The 23449-nt window shown below is 71.9% G+C and carries 22 protein-coding genes; 17 read left to right on the top strand and 5 right to left on the bottom strand.

Going from position 1 to position 23449, the window contains the following annotated elements; all coding sequences use genetic code 11:
* Positions 1-71 precede the first annotated feature (71 nt).
* The 3 genes from ACGFZS_RS21395 to ACGFZS_RS21405 are packed head-to-tail and all read left to right on the top strand — an operon-like array spanning position 72 to position 2532.
* Complete coding sequence (locus tag ACGFZS_RS21395; protein WP_393796445.1) at positions 72-1250, top strand: acyl-CoA dehydrogenase family protein; 1179 nt, start codon at positions 72-74, stop codon at positions 1248-1250.
* The gene (locus ACGFZS_RS21400; RefSeq protein ID WP_393796446.1) at positions 1247-1777 is read left to right on the top strand and encodes a nuclear transport factor 2 family protein; all 531 of its coding nucleotides are present in this window, start codon (positions 1247-1249) and stop codon (positions 1775-1777) included. The genes ACGFZS_RS21395 and ACGFZS_RS21400 overlap by 4 nt, the downstream gene beginning before the upstream one ends.
* A complete protein-coding gene (locus tag ACGFZS_RS21405; RefSeq protein WP_393796447.1) occupies positions 1777-2532 on the top strand; it encodes an SDR family NAD(P)-dependent oxidoreductase in 756 nt (251 codons plus the stop codon). The genes ACGFZS_RS21400 and ACGFZS_RS21405 overlap by 1 nt, the downstream gene beginning before the upstream one ends.
* Positions 2533-2575: 43 nt before the next feature.
* On the opposite strand, the gene ACGFZS_RS21410 is transcribed toward ACGFZS_RS21405, so the two are convergent.
* Complete coding sequence (locus ACGFZS_RS21410) at positions 2576-3757, bottom strand: CaiB/BaiF CoA transferase family protein (RefSeq protein WP_393796448.1); 1182 nt, start codon at positions 3755-3757, stop codon at positions 2576-2578.
* 142 nt (positions 3758-3899) lie between these two features.
* Between ACGFZS_RS21410 and ACGFZS_RS21415 the strand changes: the two genes are divergently transcribed.
* From ACGFZS_RS21415 to ACGFZS_RS21440, 6 genes are read left to right on the top strand one after another with little or no spacing between them, the layout of a single operon-like run.
* On the top strand, positions 3900-4391 hold the full coding sequence (locus tag ACGFZS_RS21415; protein WP_362593522.1) for a PaaI family thioesterase: 492 nt from the start codon (positions 3900-3902) through the stop codon (positions 4389-4391).
* A 4-nt stretch (positions 4392-4395) separates the two neighbouring features.
* Positions 4396-5244, top strand: a complete 849-nt coding sequence (locus tag ACGFZS_RS21420) for an enoyl-CoA hydratase-related protein (RefSeq protein WP_393796449.1) — start codon at positions 4396-4398, stop codon at positions 5242-5244.
* Positions 5245-5261: 17 nt separating this feature from the next.
* Positions 5262-5714 (top strand): MaoC family dehydratase N-terminal domain-containing protein, encoded by a 453-nt coding sequence (locus tag ACGFZS_RS21425; RefSeq protein ID WP_393796450.1) that lies wholly within the window; start codon positions 5262-5264, stop codon positions 5712-5714.
* Positions 5711-6136 carry a MaoC/PaaZ C-terminal domain-containing protein gene (locus ACGFZS_RS21430; protein WP_393796451.1) on the top strand — a complete coding sequence of 142 codons (426 nt, stop codon included), beginning with the start codon at positions 5711-5713 and terminating at the stop codon, positions 6134-6136. The genes ACGFZS_RS21425 and ACGFZS_RS21430 overlap by 4 nt, the downstream gene beginning before the upstream one ends.
* A gap of 4 nt (positions 6137-6140) precedes the next feature.
* Positions 6141-7592, top strand: coding sequence for a class I adenylate-forming enzyme family protein (locus ACGFZS_RS21435; RefSeq protein ID WP_393796452.1), 1452 nt, complete (start codon positions 6141-6143; stop codon positions 7590-7592).
* On the top strand, positions 7585-8682 hold the full coding sequence (locus ACGFZS_RS21440; RefSeq protein ID WP_393796453.1) for a serine hydrolase domain-containing protein: 1098 nt from the start codon (positions 7585-7587) through the stop codon (positions 8680-8682). Before ACGFZS_RS21435 ends, ACGFZS_RS21440 begins: the two co-directional genes overlap by 8 nt.
* A gap of 39 nt (positions 8683-8721) precedes the next feature.
* On the opposite strand, the gene ACGFZS_RS21445 is transcribed toward ACGFZS_RS21440, so the two are convergent.
* Together ACGFZS_RS21445 and ACGFZS_RS21450 are read right to left on the bottom strand one after the other, a co-directional pair.
* Positions 8722-9903, bottom strand: a complete 1182-nt coding sequence (locus ACGFZS_RS21445; protein WP_393796454.1) for an amidohydrolase family protein — start codon at positions 9901-9903, stop codon at positions 8722-8724.
* Between the two features lie 103 nt (positions 9904-10006).
* Positions 10007-10807, bottom strand: a complete 801-nt coding sequence (locus ACGFZS_RS21450) for a FadR/GntR family transcriptional regulator (protein ID WP_393796455.1) — start codon at positions 10805-10807, stop codon at positions 10007-10009.
* 187 nt (positions 10808-10994) lie between these two features.
* Between ACGFZS_RS21450 and ACGFZS_RS21455 the strand changes: the two genes are divergently transcribed.
* Both ACGFZS_RS21455 and ACGFZS_RS21460 read left to right on the top strand, forming a co-directional pair.
* Positions 10995-11813 (top strand): enoyl-CoA hydratase-related protein, encoded by an 819-nt coding sequence (locus tag ACGFZS_RS21455; RefSeq protein WP_393796456.1) that lies wholly within the window; start codon positions 10995-10997, stop codon positions 11811-11813.
* Complete coding sequence (locus ACGFZS_RS21460; RefSeq protein ID WP_393796457.1) at positions 11810-12370, top strand: DUF2889 domain-containing protein; 561 nt, start codon at positions 11810-11812, stop codon at positions 12368-12370. Before ACGFZS_RS21455 ends, ACGFZS_RS21460 begins: the two co-directional genes overlap by 4 nt.
* Positions 12371-12494: 124 nt before the next feature.
* On the opposite strand, the gene ACGFZS_RS21465 is transcribed toward ACGFZS_RS21460, so the two are convergent.
* Positions 12495-13721: an acyl-CoA dehydrogenase family protein gene (locus ACGFZS_RS21465; RefSeq protein ID WP_393796458.1), complete on the bottom strand. Its 1227-nt coding sequence runs from the start codon at positions 13719-13721 to the stop codon at positions 12495-12497.
* 102 nt (positions 13722-13823) lie between these two features.
* On the opposite strand from ACGFZS_RS21465, the gene fabG reads away from it, so the two are divergent.
* The 5 genes from fabG to ACGFZS_RS21490 all read left to right on the top strand — a co-directional run bounded on the left by fabG (position 13824) and on the right by ACGFZS_RS21490 (position 19375).
* Complete coding sequence (fabG, locus tag ACGFZS_RS21470) at positions 13824-14570, top strand: 3-oxoacyl-ACP reductase FabG (protein WP_393796459.1); 747 nt, start codon at positions 13824-13826, stop codon at positions 14568-14570.
* Between the two features lie 90 nt (positions 14571-14660).
* Positions 14661-15884, top strand: coding sequence for an acetyl-CoA C-acetyltransferase (locus tag ACGFZS_RS21475; protein WP_393796460.1), 1224 nt, complete (start codon positions 14661-14663; stop codon positions 15882-15884).
* A 1-nt stretch (position 15885) separates the two neighbouring features.
* Complete coding sequence (locus ACGFZS_RS21480; RefSeq protein ID WP_393796461.1) at positions 15886-17340, top strand: OB-fold domain-containing protein; 1455 nt, start codon at positions 15886-15888, stop codon at positions 17338-17340.
* A complete protein-coding gene (locus ACGFZS_RS21485; RefSeq protein WP_393664087.1) occupies positions 17340-18563 on the top strand; it encodes an acetyl-CoA acetyltransferase in 1224 nt (407 codons plus the stop codon). Before ACGFZS_RS21480 ends, ACGFZS_RS21485 begins: the two co-directional genes overlap by 1 nt.
* Positions 18564-18580: 17 nt before the next feature.
* Complete coding sequence (locus ACGFZS_RS21490; RefSeq protein ID WP_393664085.1) at positions 18581-19375, top strand: SDR family NAD(P)-dependent oxidoreductase; 795 nt, start codon at positions 18581-18583, stop codon at positions 19373-19375.
* A gap of 6 nt (positions 19376-19381) precedes the next feature.
* On the opposite strand, the gene ACGFZS_RS21495 is transcribed toward ACGFZS_RS21490, so the two are convergent.
* Positions 19382-22081 (bottom strand): ATP-binding cassette domain-containing protein, encoded by a 2700-nt coding sequence (locus ACGFZS_RS21495; RefSeq protein WP_393796462.1) that lies wholly within the window; start codon positions 22079-22081, stop codon positions 19382-19384.
* A gap of 121 nt (positions 22082-22202) precedes the next feature.
* Here ACGFZS_RS21495 and ACGFZS_RS21500 point away from each other — a divergent pair, with 121 nt between their 5' ends.
* Positions 22203-23447: an ABC transporter substrate-binding protein gene (locus ACGFZS_RS21500; RefSeq protein ID WP_393796463.1), complete on the top strand. Its 1245-nt coding sequence runs from the start codon at positions 22203-22205 to the stop codon at positions 23445-23447.
* The last annotated feature ends 2 nt before the right edge of the window (positions 23448-23449 follow it).

A 23449-nucleotide genomic window follows, 5' to 3' on the forward strand; every position in this document is an offset into this window, starting at 1 on the left:
CCATCCGACCACTGACCCACCGATATCTGGCCCCCGATCACTGGCATCCGATCACCTGCAAAGGAGCTGGCATGGAGATGGACTTCGGGCCCGCCGTGCGCGACTTCCGCGACGAACTGCGGGACTGGCTGGCGGACCACCTCGTGGGGGAGTTCGCCGCACACCGGGGCGTGGGCGGCCCCGTGGACGGCGCGGCCTGGGAGGTCCGGCTCGCCTGGGACCGCGAGCTGTCCGCCGGCGACTGGCTGGGCGTCGGCTGGCCGCGGGAGTACGGCGGCCGGGGGCTCGGCCTCCTTGAGGAGATCGTCTTCGAGTACGAGTACGCGCGCGCCGACGCCCCCTACCGGGCCACCGGCAACGCGCTCGACCTGCTCGGCCCGATGCTGCTCCAGACCGGCACCGAGGACCAGAAGAAGCGCTTCCTGCCGCCGATCCTCGCGGTGGAGGAACTGTGGGGCCAGGGCTTCAGCGAACCCGGCGCGGGTTCCGACCTGGCGTCCGTGCGCACCCGGGCCGAGCGCGACGGCGCGGAGTGGGTGGTCGACGGGCAGAAGGTGTGGACGTCCTTCGGCGTGCACGCCGACTGGCTGTACGTCCTCACCCGCACCGACCCGGACTCCCGTCGCCACAAGGGCCTGACCATGCTGCTCGTCCCGGCCGACCAGCCGGGCGTGGAGATCCGGCCCATCCGCAACCTGGCAGGCCAGGAGGAATTCGCCGAGGTGTTCCTGTCCGGCGCGCGCACCGGCGCGGACATGGTCGTCGGCGAGGTCGGCCAGGGCTGGCGCACCGCCATGGCCACGCTCGGCATCGAGCGCGGCGCCACCCTGCTGCCCCAGCAGCTCACCTTCGAGCGGGAGGCCGAGGCACTGATCGGCCTGGCCCGGGAGCGGGGCGCACTGGACGACCCCATGCTGCGCCGCCGGATCGTGGACGCCTGGATCTCGGTCCGCATCATGCGCACCACCAACCTGCGCACCGTCGCCGAACTCGTCGCGGGCCGCACCCCGGGCGCCCAGGCCACCACCGCCAAGCTCTACGCCTCCACCCGCCACCAGGAACTCGGCCACCTGGCCATGGAGTTGGCCGGTCCGGCCGGCCAGATCGTCGGCGCGGACTACGGCCTGGACGCGCGCCAGCGCTCCTTCCTGCTCTCCCTCGCGGAGACGATCTACGGCGGATCGAGCGAGATCCAGCGGAACATCATCGGCGAACAGGTGCTAGGTCTGCCGAAGGAACCACGCCCATGAGCACCCCGGACGACCCCTTCGACCCCCTCGAACGCCTCGACCGCATCGAGTCCCACCTCGCGATCCAGCAACTCCCCGTCCGCTACGCCCTCGCCGTGGACGGACGCGACCTCGACGCCTGGGTGGGCTGCTTCCGTCCGGACGTCGACATGGGCCGCCACGGCCGGGGACGGGACGCCCTTCGGTCGTACATCGAGCCGCTGGTCCGGGGCTTCCACCGCTCGGTCCACCAGATCTGCGGCCACCGCGTCGAGTTCACCGGCCGGGACACCGCCACCGGGTCCGTGTACTGCCGGGCCGAGCACGAGGTGGGGGAGCGGTGGATCGTCATGGCCATCCGCTACCTCGACGACTACGCGCGCGTGGACGGCGAGTGGTACTTCTCCCGGCGCCGCGAACAGCACTGGTACGCGGCGGACGTGACCGAACGCCCGCAGGCGGTCGGTTTCGAGGGCTGGCAGGGCGCCGGACGTCCGGCCCTGCCGACGGCCTTCCCCTCCTGGACGGCCTTCTGGAAGGAGACGTGATGGCACGGCTGGCAGGCAGGACCGCGCTGGTCACCGGCGGCGGGCAGGGGGTCGGCCGGGGCATCGCGCTGGCACTGGCCGCGGAGGGCGCGGCGGTGGTGATCAGCGGGCGCACCGAGACCACCCTGAAGGACACCGCCCGGGAGATCGCCGAGCGCGGCGGGCGGGTCCGCACGGTGGTCGGGGACGTCGGCGACCGCGACGACGTCGAGCACATGGTGGCCGAGACGGTACGGGAGTTCGGCGGCCTGCACGTGCTCGTCAACAACGCGCAGAGTTCCGTACAACGCCCCCTCGCCGAGACCTCGTACGACGACCTGCAACTCACCTACCGCAGCGGCCCGTTGGCCACCTTCCACGCCATGCAGGCCGCGCTGCCCCACCTCAAGGCCGGCCGGGGCAGCGTGGTGAACCTCGGCTCCTCCGCCGCGGTGCAGGGCGAGGCCACCTTCGCCGCCTACGCGATGGCCAAGGAGGCGATCCGGGGCCTGACCCGGGTGGCCGCACGGGAGTGGGGCCCCTACGGAATCCGGGTGAACGTCGTCTGCCCGGCCGCCCTGAGCCCGGCGGCGGAGGACTTCCTCGCCGCCCACCCGGACAAGGCCGAACGCGTACTGGCCGGCATCCCGCTGGGCCGCATGGGCGACCCCGAACAGGACATCGGCCGCGCCGTGGCCGCACTGGTCAGCGACGACATGGCCTACCTGACCGGAGCCACCCTGATGCTGGAGGGCGGTCGCACGCTGCTCGGGTGAGCCCGCAGGCCGACGACGGGAGCCCGCGGGCCGGCGGCGACGGTCACACCACGCCCCGCGCCCGCAGCTCCCGCAGTCGGCCCTCCGTCACCCCCGCCAGTTCGCCCAGCACCTCCGCGGTGTGCTCGCCCAGCTCCGGCGGCGGGGTGTAGCCCTCCACCGGGGTCGCCGAGAGGCGGATCGGGTTGGCGAGGAGGGGGAGGCCCGCTGCCTCGGTCAGCATGCCGCGGTGTCGGATCTGGGGGTCGGCGAAGACCTCGGGGAGTTCGTTGTAAGGGCCCGCGGGGACGTCGTGGGCGTCGAGCAGGGCCAGCCACTCGTCGCGGGGGCGGGTGCGCAGGATGTCCTGGAGCACCGGGAGGATCTCCTTGCGGTGCGCGATCCGGGCGGAGGTCGTGGCGAACCGGGGGTCCTGGAGGAGGTCGGTACGGTCGGCCGCCGCGCAGAACGCGGCGAACTGCTTGTCGTTGCCCGCGACGAGGAACAGCGGCCGGTCCTGGCACATGAACGCCTGGGAGGGGATCCCGCCGTAGCCGCCGTTGCCGCGGCGCTCCGGGACCTCGCCGGAGACCAGGTAGTTCATCGCGAAGTGCGACAGCGAGGCCAGCCCGCAGTCCAGCAGGGAGAGGTCGATGAACTGGCCCTCCCCGGTGAGGTCCCGGTGCCGCAGGGCGGCCAGTACCGCCGTGGCGGCGTAGAGCCCGGTGAGGATGTCGACCATGCTGATGCCGACCTTCATCGGCTCCTCGGGGTGCCCGGAGACGCTCATCAGGCCGGACATGGCCTGGAAGATGCCGTCGTATCCGGGCCGTTCGGCGTAGGGCCCGTTCTGGCCGAAGCCGGTGACGGACAGGTAGACCAGCCGCGGGTTGATCTTGCGCAGGCTCTCGTGGTCGAGGCCGTACTTGGCCAGGGTCCCGGCGCGGAAGTTCTCCACGAGGACGTCGGAGCGGGCCGCGAGCGTGCGGAGGATCGCCTGCCCTTCGGCGGTGGCGTGGTTGACGGTGACCGACCGCTTGTTGCGGTTGCAGGAGAGGTAGAAGGCCGCGGTGTCCGTCCCGGGGGCGAACGGCGGCCCGTAGGTGCGTGAGTCGTCGCCCGTGCCGGGCCGCTCGACCTTGACGACCTCGGCGCCCAGGTCGGCGAGCAACTGGGTGGCGAGGGGCGCGGCGAGGATGCGGGACAGGTCCAGCACGCGGACTCCGGCCAGGGCGGTCGACGGCATCGCGGGGCCTCCTCGACACAGATGAATGAGTTATATAAATAATACATACGGGGGTCCGGGTGTGATGCTGTCATGATTGCCTAACTAGCCAAATCATGTAACTATATCGACCGATCGTCGGGTCGAGACCGGAGGCGAGCGCATGACCGTCGCTGCGAGGGCCCTCACCGACCAGGAACAGCGCGAACGCCGGGAGTGGTTCCGTACTCGCTGGGAGCGTGGGGTCGCCTTCAACCGGCGCTGCCGGATGCGCATCGTGCGCTGGGACCCGGACGGCGTCGAGATGCTGCTGCCCTACGCCGAGGAACTCTCCGCCCACGAGGGCGTCTTCCACGGCGGGGTCATCTCCGCGCTGATCGACACCGCCGGCGCGGGCGCCGTCATCGCCGGGCACGACTTCGCCAAGGGGAGCCGGCTCAGCACCGTCTCGATGTCCGTGCAGTACCTCGCACCCGCCCGGGGGACGGAGGCCGTCGCCCACGCCCGCTGCGTCCGGCGCGGCGGCCGGGTGCACTTCGCCGACGTCGACGTGATCGCCGACGGCCGCGTCTGCGCCCGCGGCCAGGTGGTGGTCACCATCTCCGGGGAACGGCCGGGCGTCGGCGACCCCATCGAACCGCTCACGGAGGAGTGACGCGATGCCCGACGAGTTCGCCGAGAACGATCTGGTGCTGTACGAGGTCGACGAGGACGGCGTCGCCACCCTCACCCTCAACCGGCCCGAGCGCAGGAACGCGTGGAGCATCCCCATGGAGAACCGCTTCTTCGCGCTCCTGGACGAGGCCGCGCGCAACCCCGCCGTCCGCGTCGTGATCATCACGGGGGCGGGCCGGGCCTTCTGCCCCGGGATGGACATGCAACGCCTGGAGCAGAACTCCCGGCCCGGCCAGTCCCTGGGTCTGCACGCCCGCGTGCCCATGTACGTGAAGCGGGACATGCCCAAGCCCCTGATCGCCGCGATCAACGGCGCCTGCGCCGGTATCGGCCTGGTGCAGGCGCTGATCTGCGACGTCCGCTTCGCCGCCCGGGGCGCTCGCTTCACCACCGCCTTCACCCGCCGCGGCCTGGCCGGCGAGTACAACCTGCCGTACGTCCTGCCGCGCGTGGTCGGCGTGGAGAACGCGCTCGACCTGCTGCTGTCCGGCCGCGTCTTCGACGCCGACGAGGCGAAGGCCCTCGGCCTGGTCAGCCGTGTCGTCGACCCCGACGAGCTGCTCGACGCCGCCCGCGCCTACGCCCGTGACATCGCCCGCAACTGCTCCCCGCGCGCGATGGCCGTCGTACGCCACCAGGTGTACGGCGACCTCGACCGCACCTTCACCGACGCCCTCGCCCGCTCCTACTCCGCCATGGAGTTCTTCGCGGGCTCACCCGACTTCCGTGAGGGCGTGGCGAGCTTCACGGAGAAGCGGGAGCCCCAGTTCGAGGGGCTGCCGCCGGACTTCGACCCCGAGGACGCCACCCACGACGCGTTCCTGCCGTACTGACCGAGGAGAGAGCGAACATGTCAGGTCAGCCGTTCCCCGTCGAGGCCGGGCACATCATGATGTTCGCCCGCGCCATCGGCGACGAGAACCCGGCCTTCCAGGGCGAGGGAGCCCTCGCGCCGCCCACCTTCACCATGGCGAGCGCGCACTACGACCCCGGCTACCACCTGCGTCCCAAGCCCGACGAGGAGTGGTTCGGGTCGGGCGGCGGCCCGGGGACGATGCCCGAGGGCGGCGGCGGGCTGCACGCCGAACAGCACTTCGCGTACCACCGCCCGGTGCGGGCCGGAGAGACCCTGCACGCCCATACGGTCCCGGGCCGGGAGTGGGAGAAGCAGGGCCGTACCGGCCGGCTGCTGTTCAGCGAACGCATCACCGAGTACCGGGACGCCGACGGCGAACCCGTCGTCAGCGCCGTCACCGTGGCCGTCGTGCCCGAGGGCCCCGCCACCCGGAAGGACGCCCGATGACCGCCCTGAGCGTCACCGACGTCAAGGTCGGCGAGACCCGCGAGAGCGTCCTCGTCACCGACCTCAAACGCACCAGGATCGTGCAGTACGCCGGCGCCTCCGGCGACTTCAACCCCCTGCACACCGACGAGCGGTTCGCCGTCGAGACGGCGGGCTACCCGGGCGTGTTCGCCCACGGGATGCTGACGATGGGCATGACCGGCCGGGTCCTCACCGACTGGGTCGGTGCCGAGGCCCTGCTGCGCTACGGCGTCCGGTTCAAGGCCCAGGTGTGGCCCGGCGACACCCTGACCGCCACGGCCGCCATCGAGTCGGTCGAGGAGACCGGGGACGGGCCGGTCGCCCACTTCACCCTGCGCACCGTCAACCAGAACGGCGTCGAGGTGGTCACCGGCACCGCGGCGGCCCGCCTGGAGCCCTGAGCCGGTGACCGGCACCGAGGACACCTGGACCGGGCTGGTCGGCCGCGCCCATGACCATGCCCGCCCCGCCGTCCGCTTCGGTGACCTCACCTGGACCGGCCGCGAACTCCTCGACCGGGCGGGCGGCGCCGCGGACTGGCTGGACGCGCTCGGCCTGGCCCACGGAACCCCGGTACCCGCGCTCGTCGCCACCTCCGCCGACGCCCTCGCGCTGGTGATCGGCGGCGCGGGCTCCGGCCACCCCCTCGCTCCGCTCGGCGTCCGCATGACCGCACCCGAGATCGCCGCGGTGGTCGACGCACTGGACTCCCACGTCCTCGTCGCCCAACCCGAGTTCGCCGACCTCGCCCATCAGGTGGTCCGTCTCTCCGGCTCCCAGCTGCGCCTGGTCGGTGAACTGCCCCCGCACGGACGGGACCTGACCGCCGAACCGCAGCAACTCGCCACTGTCCTGCACACCTCCGGCACGACGGGCCGGCCCAAACCCGTCCCCATGACCCAGCGCCGGCTGGCCGCCCGGGCCCGGGTCAACGGCCGGCTGTGCGCGCTCGACCCCGACAGCTTCTACGGCGGCAGCGCGCCCTTCCACCACATCGCCGGCCTCGGCAACATCGCCGTGGCCCTCGCCGCCGGCGCCCTGATCACCGGCCTGCCCCGCTTCACCGTCGAGGGCTGGACCCAGCTCCGCCACCTCGGCATCACCCACACCAGCATGGTCCCGGCGATGCTGGAGACCCTGCACGCGGCCGGACAGGCTCGCCACGAGACCCTGCGGACCCTGCAGTACGGCGGCGCGCCGGTCCGCCCCGACACGCTGCGGCGGACGTACGAGGCCATGCCCGGCGTCCGCATGCTCAACATGTTCGGGCAGACCGAGGGTTCGCCGATCACCGTCCTCACGCCCGAGGACCACCGCGAGGCCGTCGCCGGACGCACCGAACTCCTGCGTTCCGTCGGACGGGCCGCCCCCGGCACGGAGCTGCGGGTGCACGGCGCCGGTCCCGACGGGATCGGCGAGATCCACGCGCGCGCCGACCACTTCTTCCACGTCGACCCGGAGGGCTGGCTGCACAGCGGCGACCTGGGCCGGGTGGCGGACGACGGATACGTCTACCTGTCCGGCCGGGGCAGCGACATGATCATCCGCGGCGGTGAGAACGTCCACCCGCTGGAGGTCGAGACGGTCCTGACCGCCCATCCCGGCGTCACGGACGCGGCCGTCACGGGGGCGCCGGACGAGCGCCTCGGCCAGACCGTGGTCGCGTTCGTCGTGCCCTCCGACCCCGAAGTCCCGCCGGACCCGGCGGAGTTGCGGGCCCACACCCGCGCCCGGCTGTCCGGCTACAAGGTTCCCGTGCGCTGGTGGTTCGTGTCCGAACTGCCCCGCAACCCGAACGGCAAGGTGCTGCGCCACCGGCTGCGGGAGCCGTACGAAGAAGGAGAATCACGTGCCTGACGCCGTCGACCCGCAGCGCCTCGACGTCCTGCTGAGCCGGATCCGCCGGGAGATCGAGGACGGTCCCCTGCCCTCCGCCCAGGTCGCCGTCGCCCACGACGGGCGACTGGTCGCCTTCGAGACCTACGGCGACGCGGAGCCCGGCACCCGGTACATCCTCCAGTCCGTCGGACGGTCGATCGTCGCGGGCGCCGTCTGGAAGCTGATCGGCGACGGACTGCTGGACACCGGCGAACAAGTGGCCGCGATCATCCCGGAGTTCGCGCCGAACGGGAAGGAGGCGGTGACCGTCGAGCAGGTGCTCACCCACACCGCGGGCTTCCCCTTCGCGCCACTCGGCCACCCCAAGATGCTCGACCGGGCGCAGCGGCTCGCCGCCTTCGGGCGCTGGCGCCTTGACTACCCGCCGGGCAGCCGCTTCCAGTTCCACCTCACCTCGGCGGCCTGGCTGATCGCCGAGATCACCGAACGGTGCACCGGCCTGGCCTTCGCCGACTACCTGCGCGAACGGATCACGGAGCCGCTCGGCCTGTCCTCGATCGAGCTCGGGGTGCCGGTGGACCGGCAGCCGGGCAGCGTCGCCCCGATGCTCGCCACCGACCGCACGGCCGAGGACCAGGAACCCGACCCCTGGGGTCCCTGGTACCTGTCCGACCCGCGGGTCCTGGCGGCCGGCGAGCCCAGCCACGCCCTGGTCGCCACCGCCGCCGACGTCGCCCTGTTCTTCCAGGCGCTCACCCACTCGGGCCTGTGGAAACCGCAGGCGGTGGCGGAGGGCACCCGCATCCGGCTCACGGAGCATCCCTACGGCGAGCAGATCTACGGGGGCGGCGGCGAACGCCGTACCAGCATGGGGCTGTTCGTGACGGTGGCCGGACCCGACGCGGGCAGCAACCTGCCATCCGCCGGTTCCCCGTCATTGTTCGGCAGCGCCGGAGCCGCCTATCAACTGGGCTTCATGGACCCGGAGTCCGGCCTGTCCTTCGCGTGCCTGAGCAACGGCTATCCGCTGGCCGGCTACGACCACTCCCCGCGCGGCACCGCCCTGATCGCCGACATCGCGAACCTGGCGGCGGGCCTGGTCCGATGACCGGGCCCGCCGCCAGGCGGGTTCTCGCGCGGGCGTCGCTCAGCGGGTGATGAGCTGCTGGGCGTTGTGGAACATGATGTCGTCCTGAGCGGACTCGTCGAGCTCGGCGATGAGCTTACGGAAGTCGGCCGGCTCGGCCAGCCCCTCCGCGTGCGGGAAGTCGGAGCCCATCACGATGGACTCGTGGTGGCCGAGCCGCCTGACGACGTTCACGATGTCGTCCTCCGGGTAGGGCACCACGCGCACGTGCTTGCGGAAGACCTGGCTGGGCCGCTCGTCCAACTGGCCGCCGATCCAAGGGCCGTTGCGGCCCATGCCCCGGCTCTTGTCCATGTGCCGGACGAAGTGCGGCACCCACTCGGAGCCGAACTCGGAGACCAGGACGTTGATGTCGGGGAAGCGCCCGAAGAGGTTGTCGAAGATCAGCGCGGACAGCGTCTCCTCGATCGGGCGCTGGCCGTAGGTGTTCTGCCACTGCCAGGCCGACATCCGGAAGTGGATCGGGTTCGGGTCGTAGCCCCAGGAGGGTGCCACCTGCGAGTTGTAGTAGAACTCGCTGATGTGGTAGCAGACGCTCGCCTTGGCGTCGTTGACCAGCTTCCAGAACGGGTCGAAGTACGGGTCGCCGGGGGAGCGGCCGTACACCGGCCCGGTGGGCAGCAGGATGAAGCGGGCGCCCTGCTCCAGGACGTACTCCAGCTCCTTGACCGCGTGGTCGAGGTCGCGCAGGGAGAGCAGCGCGGGGGCGTAGATGCGGCTCTGGTGGTCGAAGCCCCACACCTCGTTCATGTAGCGGTTGAACGAGTGGTAGTTGGCGTAGAGCGGCTCGACGCCCTTCACGTACTCCTCGGCGACCAGGGCCCAGCCGCCCGGGTACATGATCGACTGGTCCAGGCCCTGCTCGTCCATGACCCGCAGCCGGGCCTCGCGGTTCTGGTACGACTCGTGCATCGGCTCGAACTGGTAGGTCTCCTCGGGGTTGCCCGAGGACATCGCCTTGAGCATCTCCTTGAGCGAGCCGGGCCGGTACACCTGCCCGAACTCCGGTTCCAGGCAGACGACGATCCGGTCCCCGGCGAGGATCACCTCGCGCCCGTCCGGCAGCGTCACCGGCGCGACGGCCGCACCGAGGAACTCCTTGGGGAGGTAGCGGGTGAACGAGTCCCGCTCCTCGTACATGTGCTGGTCGCAGTCGAAGATGCGCTTGCGCTGTTCGGCCATGCCCGTCGCCTCCGGACCCCAGAGCTAATCGGTACGCCTCCTATAATTATCTAACTGTTTCTCGTAGGCAAGGGGGTGCCGTGGCGTGACTCCGCGGGGAGTGTCAGTCGATGAGTTCCAGCACGGTCTTGGGGCCCGCCCCGTTCACCACGTCGTCCGCGGCGGTGATGTGGCGCTGCCAGAGCTTCTCGGCCTCGTCCGCCTTGCCGGCCTCGATCAGGCCGACCAGGCGCACATGGGCCCGGTGACCCTTGAGGGCCTGGGCCTTCTGGGCCTCGGCGTCGGCGGCGCCCGCCGTGTACGAGGCGTTCGCCCGGTCGATGATGTTGCGCAGCATGCCGCACAGCAGGATCAGGGTCTGGTTGCCGGTGAGTTCCACGAGCAGGGCGTGAAAGGCGTCCTGGGCGTGGACCAGGTCCAGCGGGTCCTCCAGGACGGTCTTCTCGGCGGCGACCGCGTCCCGCAGTCGCTTGATGTCCTCCGCCGTGTGCTTGCCGGCGAGCTGGCGGACGCACTGCGGCTCGATGAGGGCGGCCGCGCGGTAGAGGTCGCCCAGGGTGGCGCCGCGGTACTCCAGGATCAGGCCGGCGAACCGGGCGGCGACGTCCGCGTCCGGGGCGCTCACCCGGGCGCCGCCGTGGGCCCCGCGGCGCACGGTGATGAGCGACTCCGACTCCAGGACCCGGAACGCCTCGCGCAGCGTCGGCCGCGAGATGCCGAACTGCTCCATCAGGCCCGACTCCGGAGGCAGCGCGTCGCCCGGCTTCAGCTCGCCCCGCACGATCTGCCGGCGCAGGTGGCCGGCGACCAGCTCGGCGGTCTTCGGGACCCGTACCTGGCGTCCGATGCGGCCGGGGGCGCGGACGGGCGTGCTCGGCGTCTCTGCTGCGGCTGCCTCGGCCACGGTGGACTCTCCTCGTGTGTCGCCAGGTAAATAGCAAAATGAATCTGCTTAGTGCATCGAGGGTACCAGGTCAAGGGGGGATCGGCCGGTGGTCGGAGGGAGCGGTCTGGCCTCTTCCGGCCTCCATGAGATATAGATGATTCATCTATCTATTAAGCTTGCTCGACGGATTCACGGGAGTGACCCCATGACCGAGAAACCGACCCCGGTGATCCTCACCGAGCTCACCGACGACGGGGTCCTGCTGCTCACCCTGAACCGGCCCGAGCGGCACAACGCCTGGACCCTGGAGATGGAACTGCTCTACAACGAGCTGTTCGACCGCGCCGAGGCGGACCCCGCGGTACGGGCCGTGGTGCTCACGGGCGCCGGCCGCAGCTTCTGCCCGGGCATGGACATGAGCGTGCTGGACGGCGCGTCCTCCGGAACCCGCCCCTGGCCCACGGACCGGCTGCCGCCACGAACCAGGCCCATGACCTTCCCCAAACCCCTGGTGGCGGCGATCAACGGCGCCTGCGCGGGCATCGGCTTCAACCAGGCGGTCATGTGCGACGTACGGTTCGCCGTGCCCGAGGCGAAGCTCGCCGCCGCGTTCAGCGCCCGCGGCCTGGTGGCCGAGGACGGGGTGTCCTGGCTCCTGCCCCGGCTCGTCGGCTACGGCAACGCCGCCGACCTGCTGCTGTCCTCGCGCCGCCTCACCGGCACGGAGGCCCTCGCCATGGGCCTGGTCAACCGCCTGGCCGCACCCGAGGACCTGCTCCCCTCGGCGCTCGCCTACGCGACCGAACTGGCCCGCACCGCAAGCCCGTACGCGATGTCCCTCATCAAGCGCCAGCTCGCCGACGACCAGACGCGCACCTTCACCGAGAGCCGCGACAGCGCCGCCGCGCTGCTGGCCACGGCCAAGCGCGCCCCGGACTACCGGGAGGGCGTGCGCAGCTTCATCGAGCGCCGCAGGCCCGAGTTCGCGGCCCTGGGAGAAGCCGTTCCGGAGGTCGCGTCGTGACCCGCGCGGCGATCCCCCTGCACCGCCGCACGATCACCTTCTCCGCCTACGAGGAGGACCGCGGCGAGATCTCGGTCGAGGCCGAACTGCGCGACGAACGACCGTGGGAGCAGCCGCCGGGCGGAGTCGTCCACCGGATGGTGCTGTCGGTGCGCGTGCGCCTCGCCGACATGGTGATCACGGCCGCCGAGGCGGGCATGCGGGACTTCCCGCACGCCGAGTGTCCGCTGATCGCCCCCGCCTTCGACGGCCTGGTCGGACTGAGCGTCGCCGCCGGCTACAACCGGACCGTCCAGGAACGCCCCCGAGGGGTCTCCGGCTGCACACACCTGCACGAACTGGCCCGCGCACTCGGCCCGGCCGTCGTCCAGTCCGCCATCTCCGCCCGCAACCGCCACGCCCCCGACCCCTCCGCCAACGACCCGCGCTCCAGCGCCTGGGTCATGAACAGCTGCCACATCTGGGCCCCGGACGGTGTAGGCCCACGCAAACTCGAAGCAGGCTGGCGCCCAGGCACCGGCCCACGCCCGGTGCCCGAACTCGGCACCTTCGAGTAGCGCTCAGTGCAGCGCCCCGAAAGGGGCGCGGGGCGGTATCAATATGCGGCTACCGCCGCGTGGGCGCGACCAGCCACGACGCAGCAGCAGACGACCGACGGCCTGCGGCCCCACACCCCGCGGACTAACCCGCACTCGCCCTCGGCTCCCGCGGCAGCCCCAGCACCTTCTCCGCCAGAATATTCCGCTGGATCTGCGAGGTCCCCGCGTAGATCGTCCCGGAGCGGGCGATCAGATACGTCGTCGACCAGGACGCCGAGGAGTTGGCGGCGCCCGGATCGTCGGCGCGATACGTCCGCAGCGGTGGCCGCCCCACCGGCACCTGCCCGTGCAGGCCCATGATGTCCATGGCGAGGTCGGTGACCTCGGTGTGGTACTCGCTCCAGTACAGCTTGGCGATCGACGTCTCGGGCCCCGGCTCCGCGCCCTTGAGCCAGCCGGTGAGGATCCGGTACCCGAGATAGCGCATGATCTCGACCTTCGACCAGCACCAGGCGATGCGCTGCCGGATCACCGGATCCCGGTCCTTCCCGTACTGCCGGGCCAACTCGACCAGGCGCTCCACCTCCGCCCGGAACAGCACGGGGTTGGTGGCCGCCTCCTCCCCGCGCTCCACGCCCAGCAGGCTCTGCGCGACCGCCCACCCGTTGTCGACGCCGCCGACGACCAGATCGGCCCGGGTGCGGGCGCCGTTGAAGAAGACCTCGTTGAAATGCAGCTGCCCGCTCATCATGCGGAACGGGCGCACCTCCACGCCGGGTTGGTCCAGCGGCACGAGCAGGAAGGAGATGCCCCGGTGCTTCGGGGCGTCCCGGTTCGTGCGCGCCAGGACGAAGATCCAGTCACTGTGGTGGGCGCCTGACGTCCACACCTTCTGGCCGTCGATCACCCACTCGTCGCCCTCCCGGACGGCGCGCGTGGTGAGGGAGGCCAGGTCCGAGCCCGCGTCCGGCTCCGAGTAGCCCTGGCACCAGGTGTCCGCACCGCTGAGGATGCGCGGCAGAAAGTGGCGCTTCTGTTCCTCCGTGCCCCAGCGCAGCAGCGTGTTCGCCAGCATCTTCACGCCGAAGGTGTCCTGGGGCAGCCCGAACGGCACGCCCGCCAGGGCCAGTTCCTCCATCAGCACCACCTGGTGGAGCTTGGACAGGCCACGGCCGCGGTACTCCTCGGGCCAGGTCAGCGAGAGATAGCCGCGCCCGGCGAGCCGTCGGCGCCAGTCGCGGGCGAAGGCCCGGGCCGGTTCCTCGTCCAGGGCTCCGACGCCCTTCCAGTCCGGTGGCAGCTCCTCGGCGAGGAAGCTCCTGACCTCGGTGCGGAACGCCTCGGTCTGCGGCGGATAACTGATGTCCACCTGGTCTGCCTCCCTGTCCGGCCGGCCCGTCGCACGGTTGATAGTTTCAGCATAATAGGTTATCTATTTAAGAGGAATAGCGACGAGTCAGGGGCGGGCCGCATGGGATTGCTGGAGGGCCGGAACGCCGTGGTCACGGGCGGCGCACAGGGCATCGGCTACGAGATCGCCGGCGTCCTCGGCGCCGCCGGCGCCCGCGTCGTCATCGGCGACATCGACGGGGCCGCCGCGGCACAGGCCGCCGCACGCCTCGGCAAGGCGGGCGTGACGGCGACCTCGGTCCGCTGCGACGTCACCGACGAGGACGAGGTGGCCGCGCTGATCGCCCACTGCGCCGACGCCTTCGGGCCGGTCGGCGTGATGGTCAACAACGCCGGTTTCACGAGGGACGCGACCCTGCGCAAGATGCCCGTGGCCGACTTCCGTGCCGTCCTCGACGTGCACCTGACCGGCGCCTGGAACGGCACCCGGTACGCGGCCGAGGCGATGCGCGCCCACGGTCAGGGCGGCAGCATCGTCAACATCTCCTCCATCGCGGGCAAGGTCGGCAACTTCGGGCAGACCAACTACAGCGCCGCCAAGGCCGGACTCGTCGGCCTGACCAAGGCCGCCGCCAAGGAACTGGCGAAGGCGGGCATCCGGGTGAACGCCGTACAGCCCGGTCTGATCCGCACCGCCATGACCGAGGCGATGCCCCGGGCGGCCTGGGACGCGAAGCTCGCCGAGATCCCGCTGGGCCGCGCGGGCGAACCCGCCGAGGTCGCCCAGACCGTCCTCTTCCTCGCCTCCGGCATGGCGAGCTACGTCACCGGAGCCGTGATCGAGGTCACCGGCGGCCGGTACATGTGATCCCCCGCCGACGAGCCCACGAGCCGACGACCAGACAGGCCGACGAGCCGACGAGCCAACGACCAGACGGGCTGACGAAAGGCATGACGGATGCGTGACGCGGTCATCTGCGAACCGATACGTACCCCGGTCGGGGGCTATGGGGGAGTGTTCCGGGACGTCACCGCGACCGAGCTGGCCGCGACCGTCGTCCGGGCCGTCCTGGACCGCACCGGCGTCCCGGCCACGGCCGTGGACGACGTGATCCTCGGCCAGTGCTACCCCAACGGCGAGGCGCCCGCCATCGGCCGGGTCGCCGCCCTCGACGCCGGACTGCCCGTGGAGGTGCCCGGACTCCAGCTCGACCGCCGCTGCGGCTCCGGCCTCCAGGCCGTCATCACGGCCGCGATGCAGGTGCAGACCGGCGCCAGCGACCTGGTCCTGGCCGGGGGCGTGGAGTCCATGAGCCAGGCCGAGTTCTACACCACCGACGCCCGCTGGGGCGTACGCGGCGCCGGCACCATGCTGCACGACCGGCTCGCCCGCGGCCGGGTCACCTCAGGCGGCGTCCACCACCCGGTCCCCGGCGGCATGCTGGAGACGGCCGAGAACCTGCGGCGCGCCTACGCCATCCCGCGCGAGGAACAGGACCAACTGGCCCTGCGCTCCCACCAGAACGCGATCTCGGCCCAGCAACAGGGCCGCTTCGCCGACGAGATCGTGCCCGTCACCGTACGGACGCGGAGGGGCGAGACGGTCGTCGACACCGACGAACACCCGCGCCCGGACTCCTCGTTGGAGAAACTCGCACGGCTGCGCCCGGTACTGGGCCGCCAGGACCCCGAGGCCACCGTCACCGCAGGGAACGCGAGCGGCCAGAACGACGGCGCCGCGATCTGCGTCGTCACCCACCCCGAACGCGCCGCCGAACTCGGCCTGCGCCCGCTGGGTCGCCTGGTTTCCTGGGCCGTCGTCGGCGTGCCGCCCGAGACGATGGGCATCGGACCGGTGCCCGCCACCGCCAAGGCCCTCGAACGTGCGGGATTGAAGCTCGCCGACATCGACCTGATCGAGCTCAACGAGGCCTTCGCCGCCCAGGTGCTGGCCTGCACCCGCGAATGGGCGCTGACCGAGGCCGACTTCGAGCGGTTCAACGTCAACGGCTCCGGCATCTCGCTCGGCCACCCCGTGGGCGCCACCGGCGGTCGCATCCTCGCCACCCTGCTGCGCGAGCTGGACCGCCGCCAGGCCCGCTTCGGCCTGGAGACCATGTGCCTCGGCGGCGGCCAGGGCCTCGCCGCGGTCTTCGAACACTCAGCCAAGGGAGGACGCTGACATGGCCGGACTGATCGCCTACGGCGCCCATGTGCCGTACCACCGCCTCGCCCGGGCCGACGTCGCCGCCGCCCTCGGCACGCCCGCCGCGAAGGGCACCCGCGCCGTGGCCGGCTACGACGAGGACACCACGTCCATGGCCGTGGAGGCCGCCCGCACGGCCCTGGCCCGGGGTGATCTGCGCCCGCGCATCGGGCAGCTGTTCCTGGCCACCGCGACGCCCGCCTACCTCGACAAGACCAACGCGACCGCCGTGCACGCGGCCCTCGGCCTGGACCCGCACGTCCTCGCCGCCGACATGGCCGGCTCCGTACGCTCCGGCCTCGGCGCGCTGGTCACCGCCGCCCGCTCCCCGGTCCCCACCCTGGCGGTCCTCTCCGACCTGCGCACCGGCCTGCCCGGTGGCGCCGAGGAGGCGGCCGGCGGTGACGGCGCGGCGGCGTTCGTCTTCGGCGGCCACCGCAACGGCACCCCCGTCCTCGCCGAACTGCTCGCCCACGACACCGTCAGCGACGAGATCCTCGACCGCTGGCGGCTGCCCGGCGCCCCCGCCTCCCGGGTCTGGGAAGAGCGCTTCGCCGAGGAGATCTACGTCTCCCTCGCGGACCAGGCGCTGACCGCCGCCCTCGACCACGCGGGCCTGGACCGCACCGCGATCGACCACCTCGTCGTCTCCGGCCTGCACGCGCGCGCCTGCGCGACGGTACGGCGGACGGCGGGTGTACGGCCCGAGACGGTCACCGCGGACCTCACCGGCACCATCGGCAACGCCGGCACCGCCCAGCCCGGCCTGCTCCTCGCCGACGTCCTCGACCGCGCCCGCCCGGGCGAGCTGATCGCGCTCGTCGTCCTCGGCGACGGCGTCGGAGTCCTGCTGCTGCGCACCACCGATGCCCTCCCGGCACACCGCAGTACCCGCCCGGTCGCCGCGCAGATCGCCGCGGGCAGCCCACCGATGCCATACGCCACCTATCTCTCCTGGCGCGGCCTCCTCGACCGCGAACCGCCCCGGCGGCCCGACCCCGAGCCGCCGTACGCCCCGCCCGCGCACCGTCGTACCGGCTGGAAGTACGGCTTCGTCGCGGCCCGGTGCGAGAAGTGCGGCACCCGCCAGCTGCCGCCGGACCGGGTGTGCGCCTCCTGTCACGCCGTCGACGCCATGACCGACGAACCCATGGACGCCGTACGGGGCACGGTGGCGACCTTCACCGTGGACCGGCTGGCGTACACGCCGAGCCCGCCGATGCTGGTCGTGGTCGTCGACTACGACGGCGGCGGCCGGTTCCGCTGCCAGCTGACCGACGCCACCGAGGCGGACGCGGTCATCGGCGCCCGGGTGGAGATGACCTTCCGGCGCACGGTCACCGCGTCCGGCATCCACAACTACTTCTGGAAGGCCCGCCCGGTGCGGCTGGGCGAGGACGAGAACGAGAACGACGACGAGGGGACGGACTGATGGGCTCGCACGGAATCCGCGACCGGGTCGCGATCGTCGGCATGGGCTGCACGCCGTTCGGCGAGCACTGGGGCAAGTCCGCCGACGACCTGCTGGTCGACTCGGTCGGCGCGGCCGTCTCCTCGGCCGGCGTCACCCTCGACGACATCGACGCGTTCTGGTTCGGCACCCAGGCCTCCGGCGTGTCCGGGCTGACCCTGAGCCGGGCCCTGCGGCTGCCCAACAAGCCGGTCACCCGCGTCGAGAACATGTGCGCGACCGGCTCCGAGGCCCTGCGCAACGCCTGCTACGCGGTCGCATCCGGCGCCTACGACATGGCGATGGCGGTCGGCGTGGAGAAGCTCAAGGACTCCGGCATGTCCGGCCTCTCCGGCACCGCGATCCCCGGCGCGGGCGACGACAGCCGCGGCGAGATCACCGCCCCCGCCAACTTCTCCCTCCTCGCCCCCGCCTACGCCGCCAAGTACGGCATATCGGAAGACGAGTTGAAGGACGTCATCACCCGCATCGCCTGGAAGAACCACGTCAACGGCGCCCGCAACCCCCGTGCCCAGTTCCGCAAGGAGGTGCCGCTGGAGCGCATCAGGTCGGCGCCGATCGTGGCCGGCCTGCTCGGCGTCTTCGACTGCTCGGGCGTCTCGGACGGTTCGGCCGCCGCGATCGTGGTCCGGGCCGAGGACGCCCACCGGTACACCGACAAGCCGGTCTTCGTGAAGGCCCTGTCCTTCGTGGCCGGCCCGGCGGACGGCCTGCTCGACCCGGAATACGACTTCACCACCTTCCCCGAGGTCGTCGCCTCCGCCCGGGAGGCCTACCGGCAGGCGGGCGTCACCGACCCGCGCACCGAACTCGCCCTCGCCGAGGTCCACGACTGCTTCACACCCACCGAACTGGTGCTGATGGAGGACCTCGGCTTCGCCGAGCGCGGCCAGGCCTGGAAGGACGTCACCAGCGGCGCGTTCGACCTGGACGGCTCGCTGCCGGTCAACCCGGACGGCGGCCTGAAGGCCTTCGGTCACCCGATCGGCGCCTCCGGCCTGCGCATGATGTTCGAGGCCTGGCTCCAGCTGCGCGGCGAGGCACCGCCGGAGCGCACCGTGCGGACGCTGGCCGAGGGCCGCTCGCTCGCCCTCACCCACAACCTCGGCGGCGGACCCGGCGAATGCGTGTCCTTCGTGTCCGTCGTCGGCAGCCAACTCTCCGACAGCCAACTCTCCGACTGAGAAAGGCGGTTCGTGCCATGGGACGACTCGACGAGAAGATCGCGATCATCACCGGGGCCGCCTCCGGCATCGGCGCGGCCACCGCCCGCCGCGTCGCCGCCGAGGGCGCCCACACGGTCGTGGCGGATCTGGACCCGGAGGGCGCGAAGGCGGTCACGGAGGAGATCCGGGCCGCCGGCGGCTCCGCGACCGCCGTCGCCGTCGACCTCGGTGACACCGACAGCGTACGGGCCATGGTGGCGGCGGCCGTCGAGACGTACGGCGGCCTCGACGTCCTGCACAACAACGCGGCGGCCACCCGGCTGGCGGCCCGTCAGGACCTCGCCGTCACCGAGGCCGACCCGGCCGTCTGGGACGACACCATGCGGATCAACCTGCGCGGGACGATGATCGCGATCCAGGCCGCCGTACCGCACCTGATCGCGCGCGGCGGCGGCTCGATCATCAACACCTCCTCGGGCGCCGGACTCGCGGGCGACCTGCGCAATCCGGCGTACGGGGCGTCCAAGGCCGCGCTGATCAACCTCACCCAGTACGTCGCGACCCAGTACGGCAAGCAGGGCGTCCGCTGCAACGCCGTCGCGCCCGGGTTCATCGTCACCCCGGCGAGCTCCGGCTCGGCCCACGCGGGCATCCGGGACGCGATGCTGCGCCACCACCTCACTCCGCGCCTGGGGCGACCGGAGGACGTGGCCGCGGCGGTGGTCTTCCTCGCCTCCGACGAGTCCGCGTTCGTCACCGGCCACACCCTGCGCGTCGACGGCGGCCTCCTGGCCCACCAGCCCTACGTCGCCGACCTGCGCGACGCGTAGCCGCCCTCAGGACAGCGCCTCCGGCTCCAGGTCGCCCAGGTAGGCCGCCCGCACCGCCGGGTCCCGGCGCACCTCCTGCGGGGTGCCGGCACAGATCCGGCGGCCGAAGTCGAGCACGACGATCTCGTCGCAGACACTCATCACCATGTCGACGTCGTGCTCGACCAGCAGCACCCCCATGCCCCACTCGTCGGCGAGCCGCCGCACCAGCCGCGCCAGCTCCCGGGTCTCGTCGTCCGACAGGGCGGCGGCCGGCTCGTCGAGGAGCAGCACGGACGGCGAGGCCGCCACCGAGCGGGCGATGGCCAGCAGTCTCCGCTCCCCGTACGACAGATCGCCCACCGGCCGGTCCAGACTGTCCTGCAGCCCGAACTCCCTTACGGCGACCAGCACATGGGCGGGCAACGGCCGACTGCCGGGACGCACCAGGTCGGTGAGGCCGGCCCACGGCCCGGGCCGGTCGCAGGCGGCGTAGAGGTTGTCCAGGACGGTCATGTCCTCGAACAGCTCCAGCGACTGGAAGGACCGGCTCAGCCCGGCCCCGGCCCGCCGGTGCACCGGCATCCGGGTCAGGTCCCGCTCGCCGAGGCACACGCTGCCGGACGCGGCCCGGGTGAACCCGGTGACGGCGTCGATGGCGGAGGTCTTTCCGGCGCCGTTCGGCCCGATCAGACCGACGACCCGGCCGGGCGCGACGTCGAAGGAGAGCCCGTCGACGGCGACGACACCGCCGTAGCGCACGGTCAACTCCCGTACCCGGAGGGGGAGCGGCGCGGCTCGGGTCACGTGGAGTTCCCCTTCGTCGGCGCTCGGCCCGGGCACGACGGCCGGGCGCTTCCGCCGCAGCTGGCGCTCAACTCCCGCGGCCTGTCTGCCGACTTCCCGCCCGATCCCGTCCTGGTTCCCCACCAGCGTCAGTACCAGCACGATCCCGCCGATCAGCGGCATCCAGTCGCTCAGCCCCGGCAGCAGCAGGTCCCCGAAGCGGGCACCGACCGTGCCCGCGGCGAACGTGGCACCGAACAGCGGGCCGACGAGGTAGCCGACCCCGCCGATGACGGCCAGTCCGAGCGCGGTGACGGAGTCGAAGCTCGCGAAGTCGGCGAAGACCACGGACGTCGAGCGGAAACCGATGAGCACGCCCGCGAGCGCGGCGATCGCCGCCGACAGGCCGAAGGCGTAGAGCTTGACCGCGCGGACGTCGATGCCGAGGGCCGCCGCCGCCCGTTCGTTGGCCCGTACGGCGACGAGCCGGCGGCCCGTGCGGCCGCGCCGGACGTTGGCGACCGCCAGCGCGGTGACGGCGAAGGCCACCAGGACCACGGCGGCGTAGCGCTGCGGATGGTCGACCCCGGAGACGGCGATGCCGAAGAGGGTCTGCTTGCCGACCGCGATGCCGTCGCTGCCCGGTGTCGTGGACAGATCGGTGTTCTGGAAGACCATCGCCTCCAGGGTGGTGCCGAGCCCGAGGGTGATGATGGCGAGGTTCACCCCACGGGTGCGGACCGCCGGGAGCGCGAACAGCAGCCCGATCGGCACGGTCCCCAACACACCCGCGATCAGGGCGAGTTCGAAGGGCCAGCCCCAGTCGGCCGCCGCGTGCCCGGCGATGAAGGCGCCGGTCCCGGCGAGGGCGTAGGCGGCGAGCGAGACCTGCCCCGCGTAACCGGTCACCACGACGATCGACAGGATGATCAGGCAGAGCACCAGGGTGTTGGTGATGGCGTCGGCCCAGAGCGGCGAGGAGACCGCGACCAGGACCAGCCCCACCACGACGGCGGCGGCCAGCGGGACCGGGCGCACCCGGCCCGTGCCCAGCGCGGGCAACCGGTCGAGGAACGTGCCCCGCAGCGGCAGCGCCCGGCCGCGGACCACCAGCACGAGGGCGATGCAGAGGAAGGGCACCGAGGAGGCGAGTCCGGTGACGCCGGAGCCGAAGCGGGTCAGCTCCGACTGGACGACCCCGATGCCCAGGCCGCCGGCCAGCGTGACGGGGAACGAGTTGAACCGGCCGACCAGGGCGGCGGCCAGCGCGCTCAGCAGCAGGGTGGTCAGCCCGGTCACCGACAGGCCGATGACCGGCACGATCAGAATGGCCGTCAGCCCCGCGAACGCCGAGCCCAGCGCCCAGTTGGCGGCGGCGACCAGACCGGGGGACCAGCCGAGCGCGGCGGCGGCACCCTCGTGCTCGGCGACCGCGGTGGTGCCCAGGCCGAACAGCGTGTGCCGGTAGACGAGATGGAGGACCACGGTCACCGCGACCGCGATGCCCAGCAGCCAGAGCCGGTCCTCGGAGACCGTCGCCCCGGCGAGCGTGAGCAGCCGGGTCGGCAGCTTGCCCGGCACCAGCTGCAGGCTGTCGCCGTACCGTTGGACGGCGACGGCGGTGAGCACGATGAACACCGCGAGCGTGCCCACCAGCCGGGCCAGTGTGGAGGCCCGGCGCAGGGGCCGGATCACCAGCAGGTGGGTCAGCAGTCCGAGCAGCGCGGAGCCGGCGACCCCGCAGGCGGCGGCCGGCCAGTACGGCATGCCGTGCCGGGTGGCCAGTTCCCACTGCAGGTAGGCCCCGGCCATGCCGATCGCCCCGTGGGCGAGGTTCAGCACGCCGGAACCCCGGTAGACCAGCACGATGCCGTGCGCGGTGAGCGCGTACAGGGCACCGAGGCCCAGTCCCAGCAGTGCGAAACGCAGGATGTCGTCCATCTGTGGCACCTCCAGACAGACAGAGTAATTATTTAAATAATTGTGTCCAGAGTACTTCACTAAACAATCCGCCGCCTCCATGCTGTTCGGCATCTCGGCCCAGCACCCTCGCGGAGGAACCATGAACCAGTCACGCCGACACAGAACCGCCGCTGCGGGCGCACTCGCCGTCACCGGAGCCCTGCTCGCCGCAGGCTGCGGAGGAGGGTCGGCCTCCGACAGCTCCGCCGAGACCTCCTCGCTCAAGGGCAGGCCCGTCAAGGTGATGGTCTGGAACCCGGAGGACACCCAGGGCAGCGCCCAGCCCGGCGTCCGGCTCACCGCACAGGCCTACGAGAAGTGGATCAACGCCAACGGCGGCATCAAGGGCGCCCCGCTGAAGGTCATCACCTGCAACGAGAAGAACGACCCCGACGAGGCGGAGAAGTGCGCCCAGCAGGCGGTCGCGGACAAGGTCGTGGCCGTCGTCGGCTCGTACAGCCTGGCCGGGGACCGTTACATGCCGATCCTCCAGAAGGCCGGCATCCCCTACCTCGGCGGGACCGGCGTCTCGGCCGCCGAGTTCTCCAACCCCCTGTCGTACCCGGTCAACGGCGGCACCCCCGCGGTGTTCGCCGCGCACGGCCGGCAACTGGTGCAGTCGGGCTGCAAGAAGATCTCCGGCGTCCGCTACGACCTCGCGGCGGCGGCCATCGTCTCGCAGTTCCTCACCCTCGGCGCGACCTCCGCCGGCGGGACCGCCCCCAAGGACCTCAAGGTGCCGGTCACGGCCACCGACCTCGCCCCGCAGGTCGCCGCCGCCACCCAGGGCAGCGACTGCGTGAGCGTCATCCTGGGCACCCACTCCGACCTGTTCGTCAAGGCGTACGTGCAGTCCGGGGCGAAGACGAAACTCGGCAGCGTCGTCGGCAACCTCACCCCCGACCTGGCCGCGAGCACCGGCGGCAGCAGCAGCCCGCTGGAGGGCGCCGTGATCACCGGCTACTACCCGCCGGTCTCCGACAAGGCATGGAAGGGCTTCACCGAGGCCGCCTCCGGCGACAAGGACATCGACACCTCCAACGGCGCCAACGAGACGACCTGGGTGGCGTTCACCGTCTTCACCGAGGCCGTCAAGAAGCTGCCGGCCATCTCGGCCGAGGCCCTCGTCAAGGAGCTGAACACCGCGCAGGGCATCAGCACCGGCGGCCTCACCCCGCCGCTGAACTGGAAGGCGTCGACGGCACTGCCGATCAAGGGACTCAACCGCATCCACAACACCACCGCCACCGAACTCACCATCCGCGACGGCAAGATCGAGTGGGCGAAGTCAGGATCCACCTTCGTCGACGTCCGCAAGATCCTGACGGCCGCGTCGGCCGGCTGACG

It is taken from the genome of Streptomyces sp. NPDC048288, assembly GCF_043201555.1.
In the GTDB taxonomy this organism is placed as follows: Bacteria; Actinomycetota; Actinomycetes; order Streptomycetales; family Streptomycetaceae; genus Streptomyces.

Coding starts and splice junctions, on each gene's coding strand:
- ACGFZS_RS21395 (WP_393796445.1), top strand. CDS start 72: ATGGAGATGGACTTCGGGCCCGCCGTGCGCGACTTCCGCGACGAACTG.
- ACGFZS_RS21400 (WP_393796446.1), top strand. CDS start 1,247: ATGAGCACCCCGGACGACCCCTTCGACCCCCTCGAACGCCTCGACCGC.
- ACGFZS_RS21405 (WP_393796447.1), top strand. CDS start 1,777: ATGGCACGGCTGGCAGGCAGGACCGCGCTGGTCACCGGCGGCGGGCAG.
- ACGFZS_RS21410 (WP_393796448.1), bottom strand. CDS start 3,757: ATGCCGTCGACCGCCCTGGCCGGAGTCCGCGTGCTGGACCTGTCCCGC.
- ACGFZS_RS21415 (WP_362593522.1), top strand. CDS start 3,900: ATGACCGTCGCTGCGAGGGCCCTCACCGACCAGGAACAGCGCGAACGC.
- ACGFZS_RS21420 (WP_393796449.1), top strand. CDS start 4,396: ATGCCCGACGAGTTCGCCGAGAACGATCTGGTGCTGTACGAGGTCGAC.
- ACGFZS_RS21425 (WP_393796450.1), top strand. CDS start 5,262: ATGTCAGGTCAGCCGTTCCCCGTCGAGGCCGGGCACATCATGATGTTC.
- ACGFZS_RS21430 (WP_393796451.1), top strand. CDS start 5,711: ATGACCGCCCTGAGCGTCACCGACGTCAAGGTCGGCGAGACCCGCGAG.
- ACGFZS_RS21445 (WP_393796454.1), bottom strand. CDS start 9,903: ATGGCCGAACAGCGCAAGCGCATCTTCGACTGCGACCAGCACATGTAC.
- ACGFZS_RS21455 (WP_393796456.1), top strand. CDS start 10,995: ATGACCGAGAAACCGACCCCGGTGATCCTCACCGAGCTCACCGACGAC.
- fabG (WP_393796459.1), top strand. CDS start 13,824: ATGGGATTGCTGGAGGGCCGGAACGCCGTGGTCACGGGCGGCGCACAG.
- ACGFZS_RS21475 (WP_393796460.1), top strand. CDS start 14,661: ATGCGTGACGCGGTCATCTGCGAACCGATACGTACCCCGGTCGGGGGC.
- ACGFZS_RS21480 (WP_393796461.1), top strand. CDS start 15,886: ATGGCCGGACTGATCGCCTACGGCGCCCATGTGCCGTACCACCGCCTC.
- ACGFZS_RS21485 (WP_393664087.1), top strand. CDS start 17,340: ATGGGCTCGCACGGAATCCGCGACCGGGTCGCGATCGTCGGCATGGGC.
- ACGFZS_RS21490 (WP_393664085.1), top strand. CDS start 18,581: ATGGGACGACTCGACGAGAAGATCGCGATCATCACCGGGGCCGCCTCC.
- ACGFZS_RS21495 (WP_393796462.1), bottom strand. CDS start 22,081: ATGGACGACATCCTGCGTTTCGCACTGCTGGGACTGGGCCTCGGTGCC.
- ACGFZS_RS21500 (WP_393796463.1), top strand. CDS start 22,203: ATGAACCAGTCACGCCGACACAGAACCGCCGCTGCGGGCGCACTCGCC.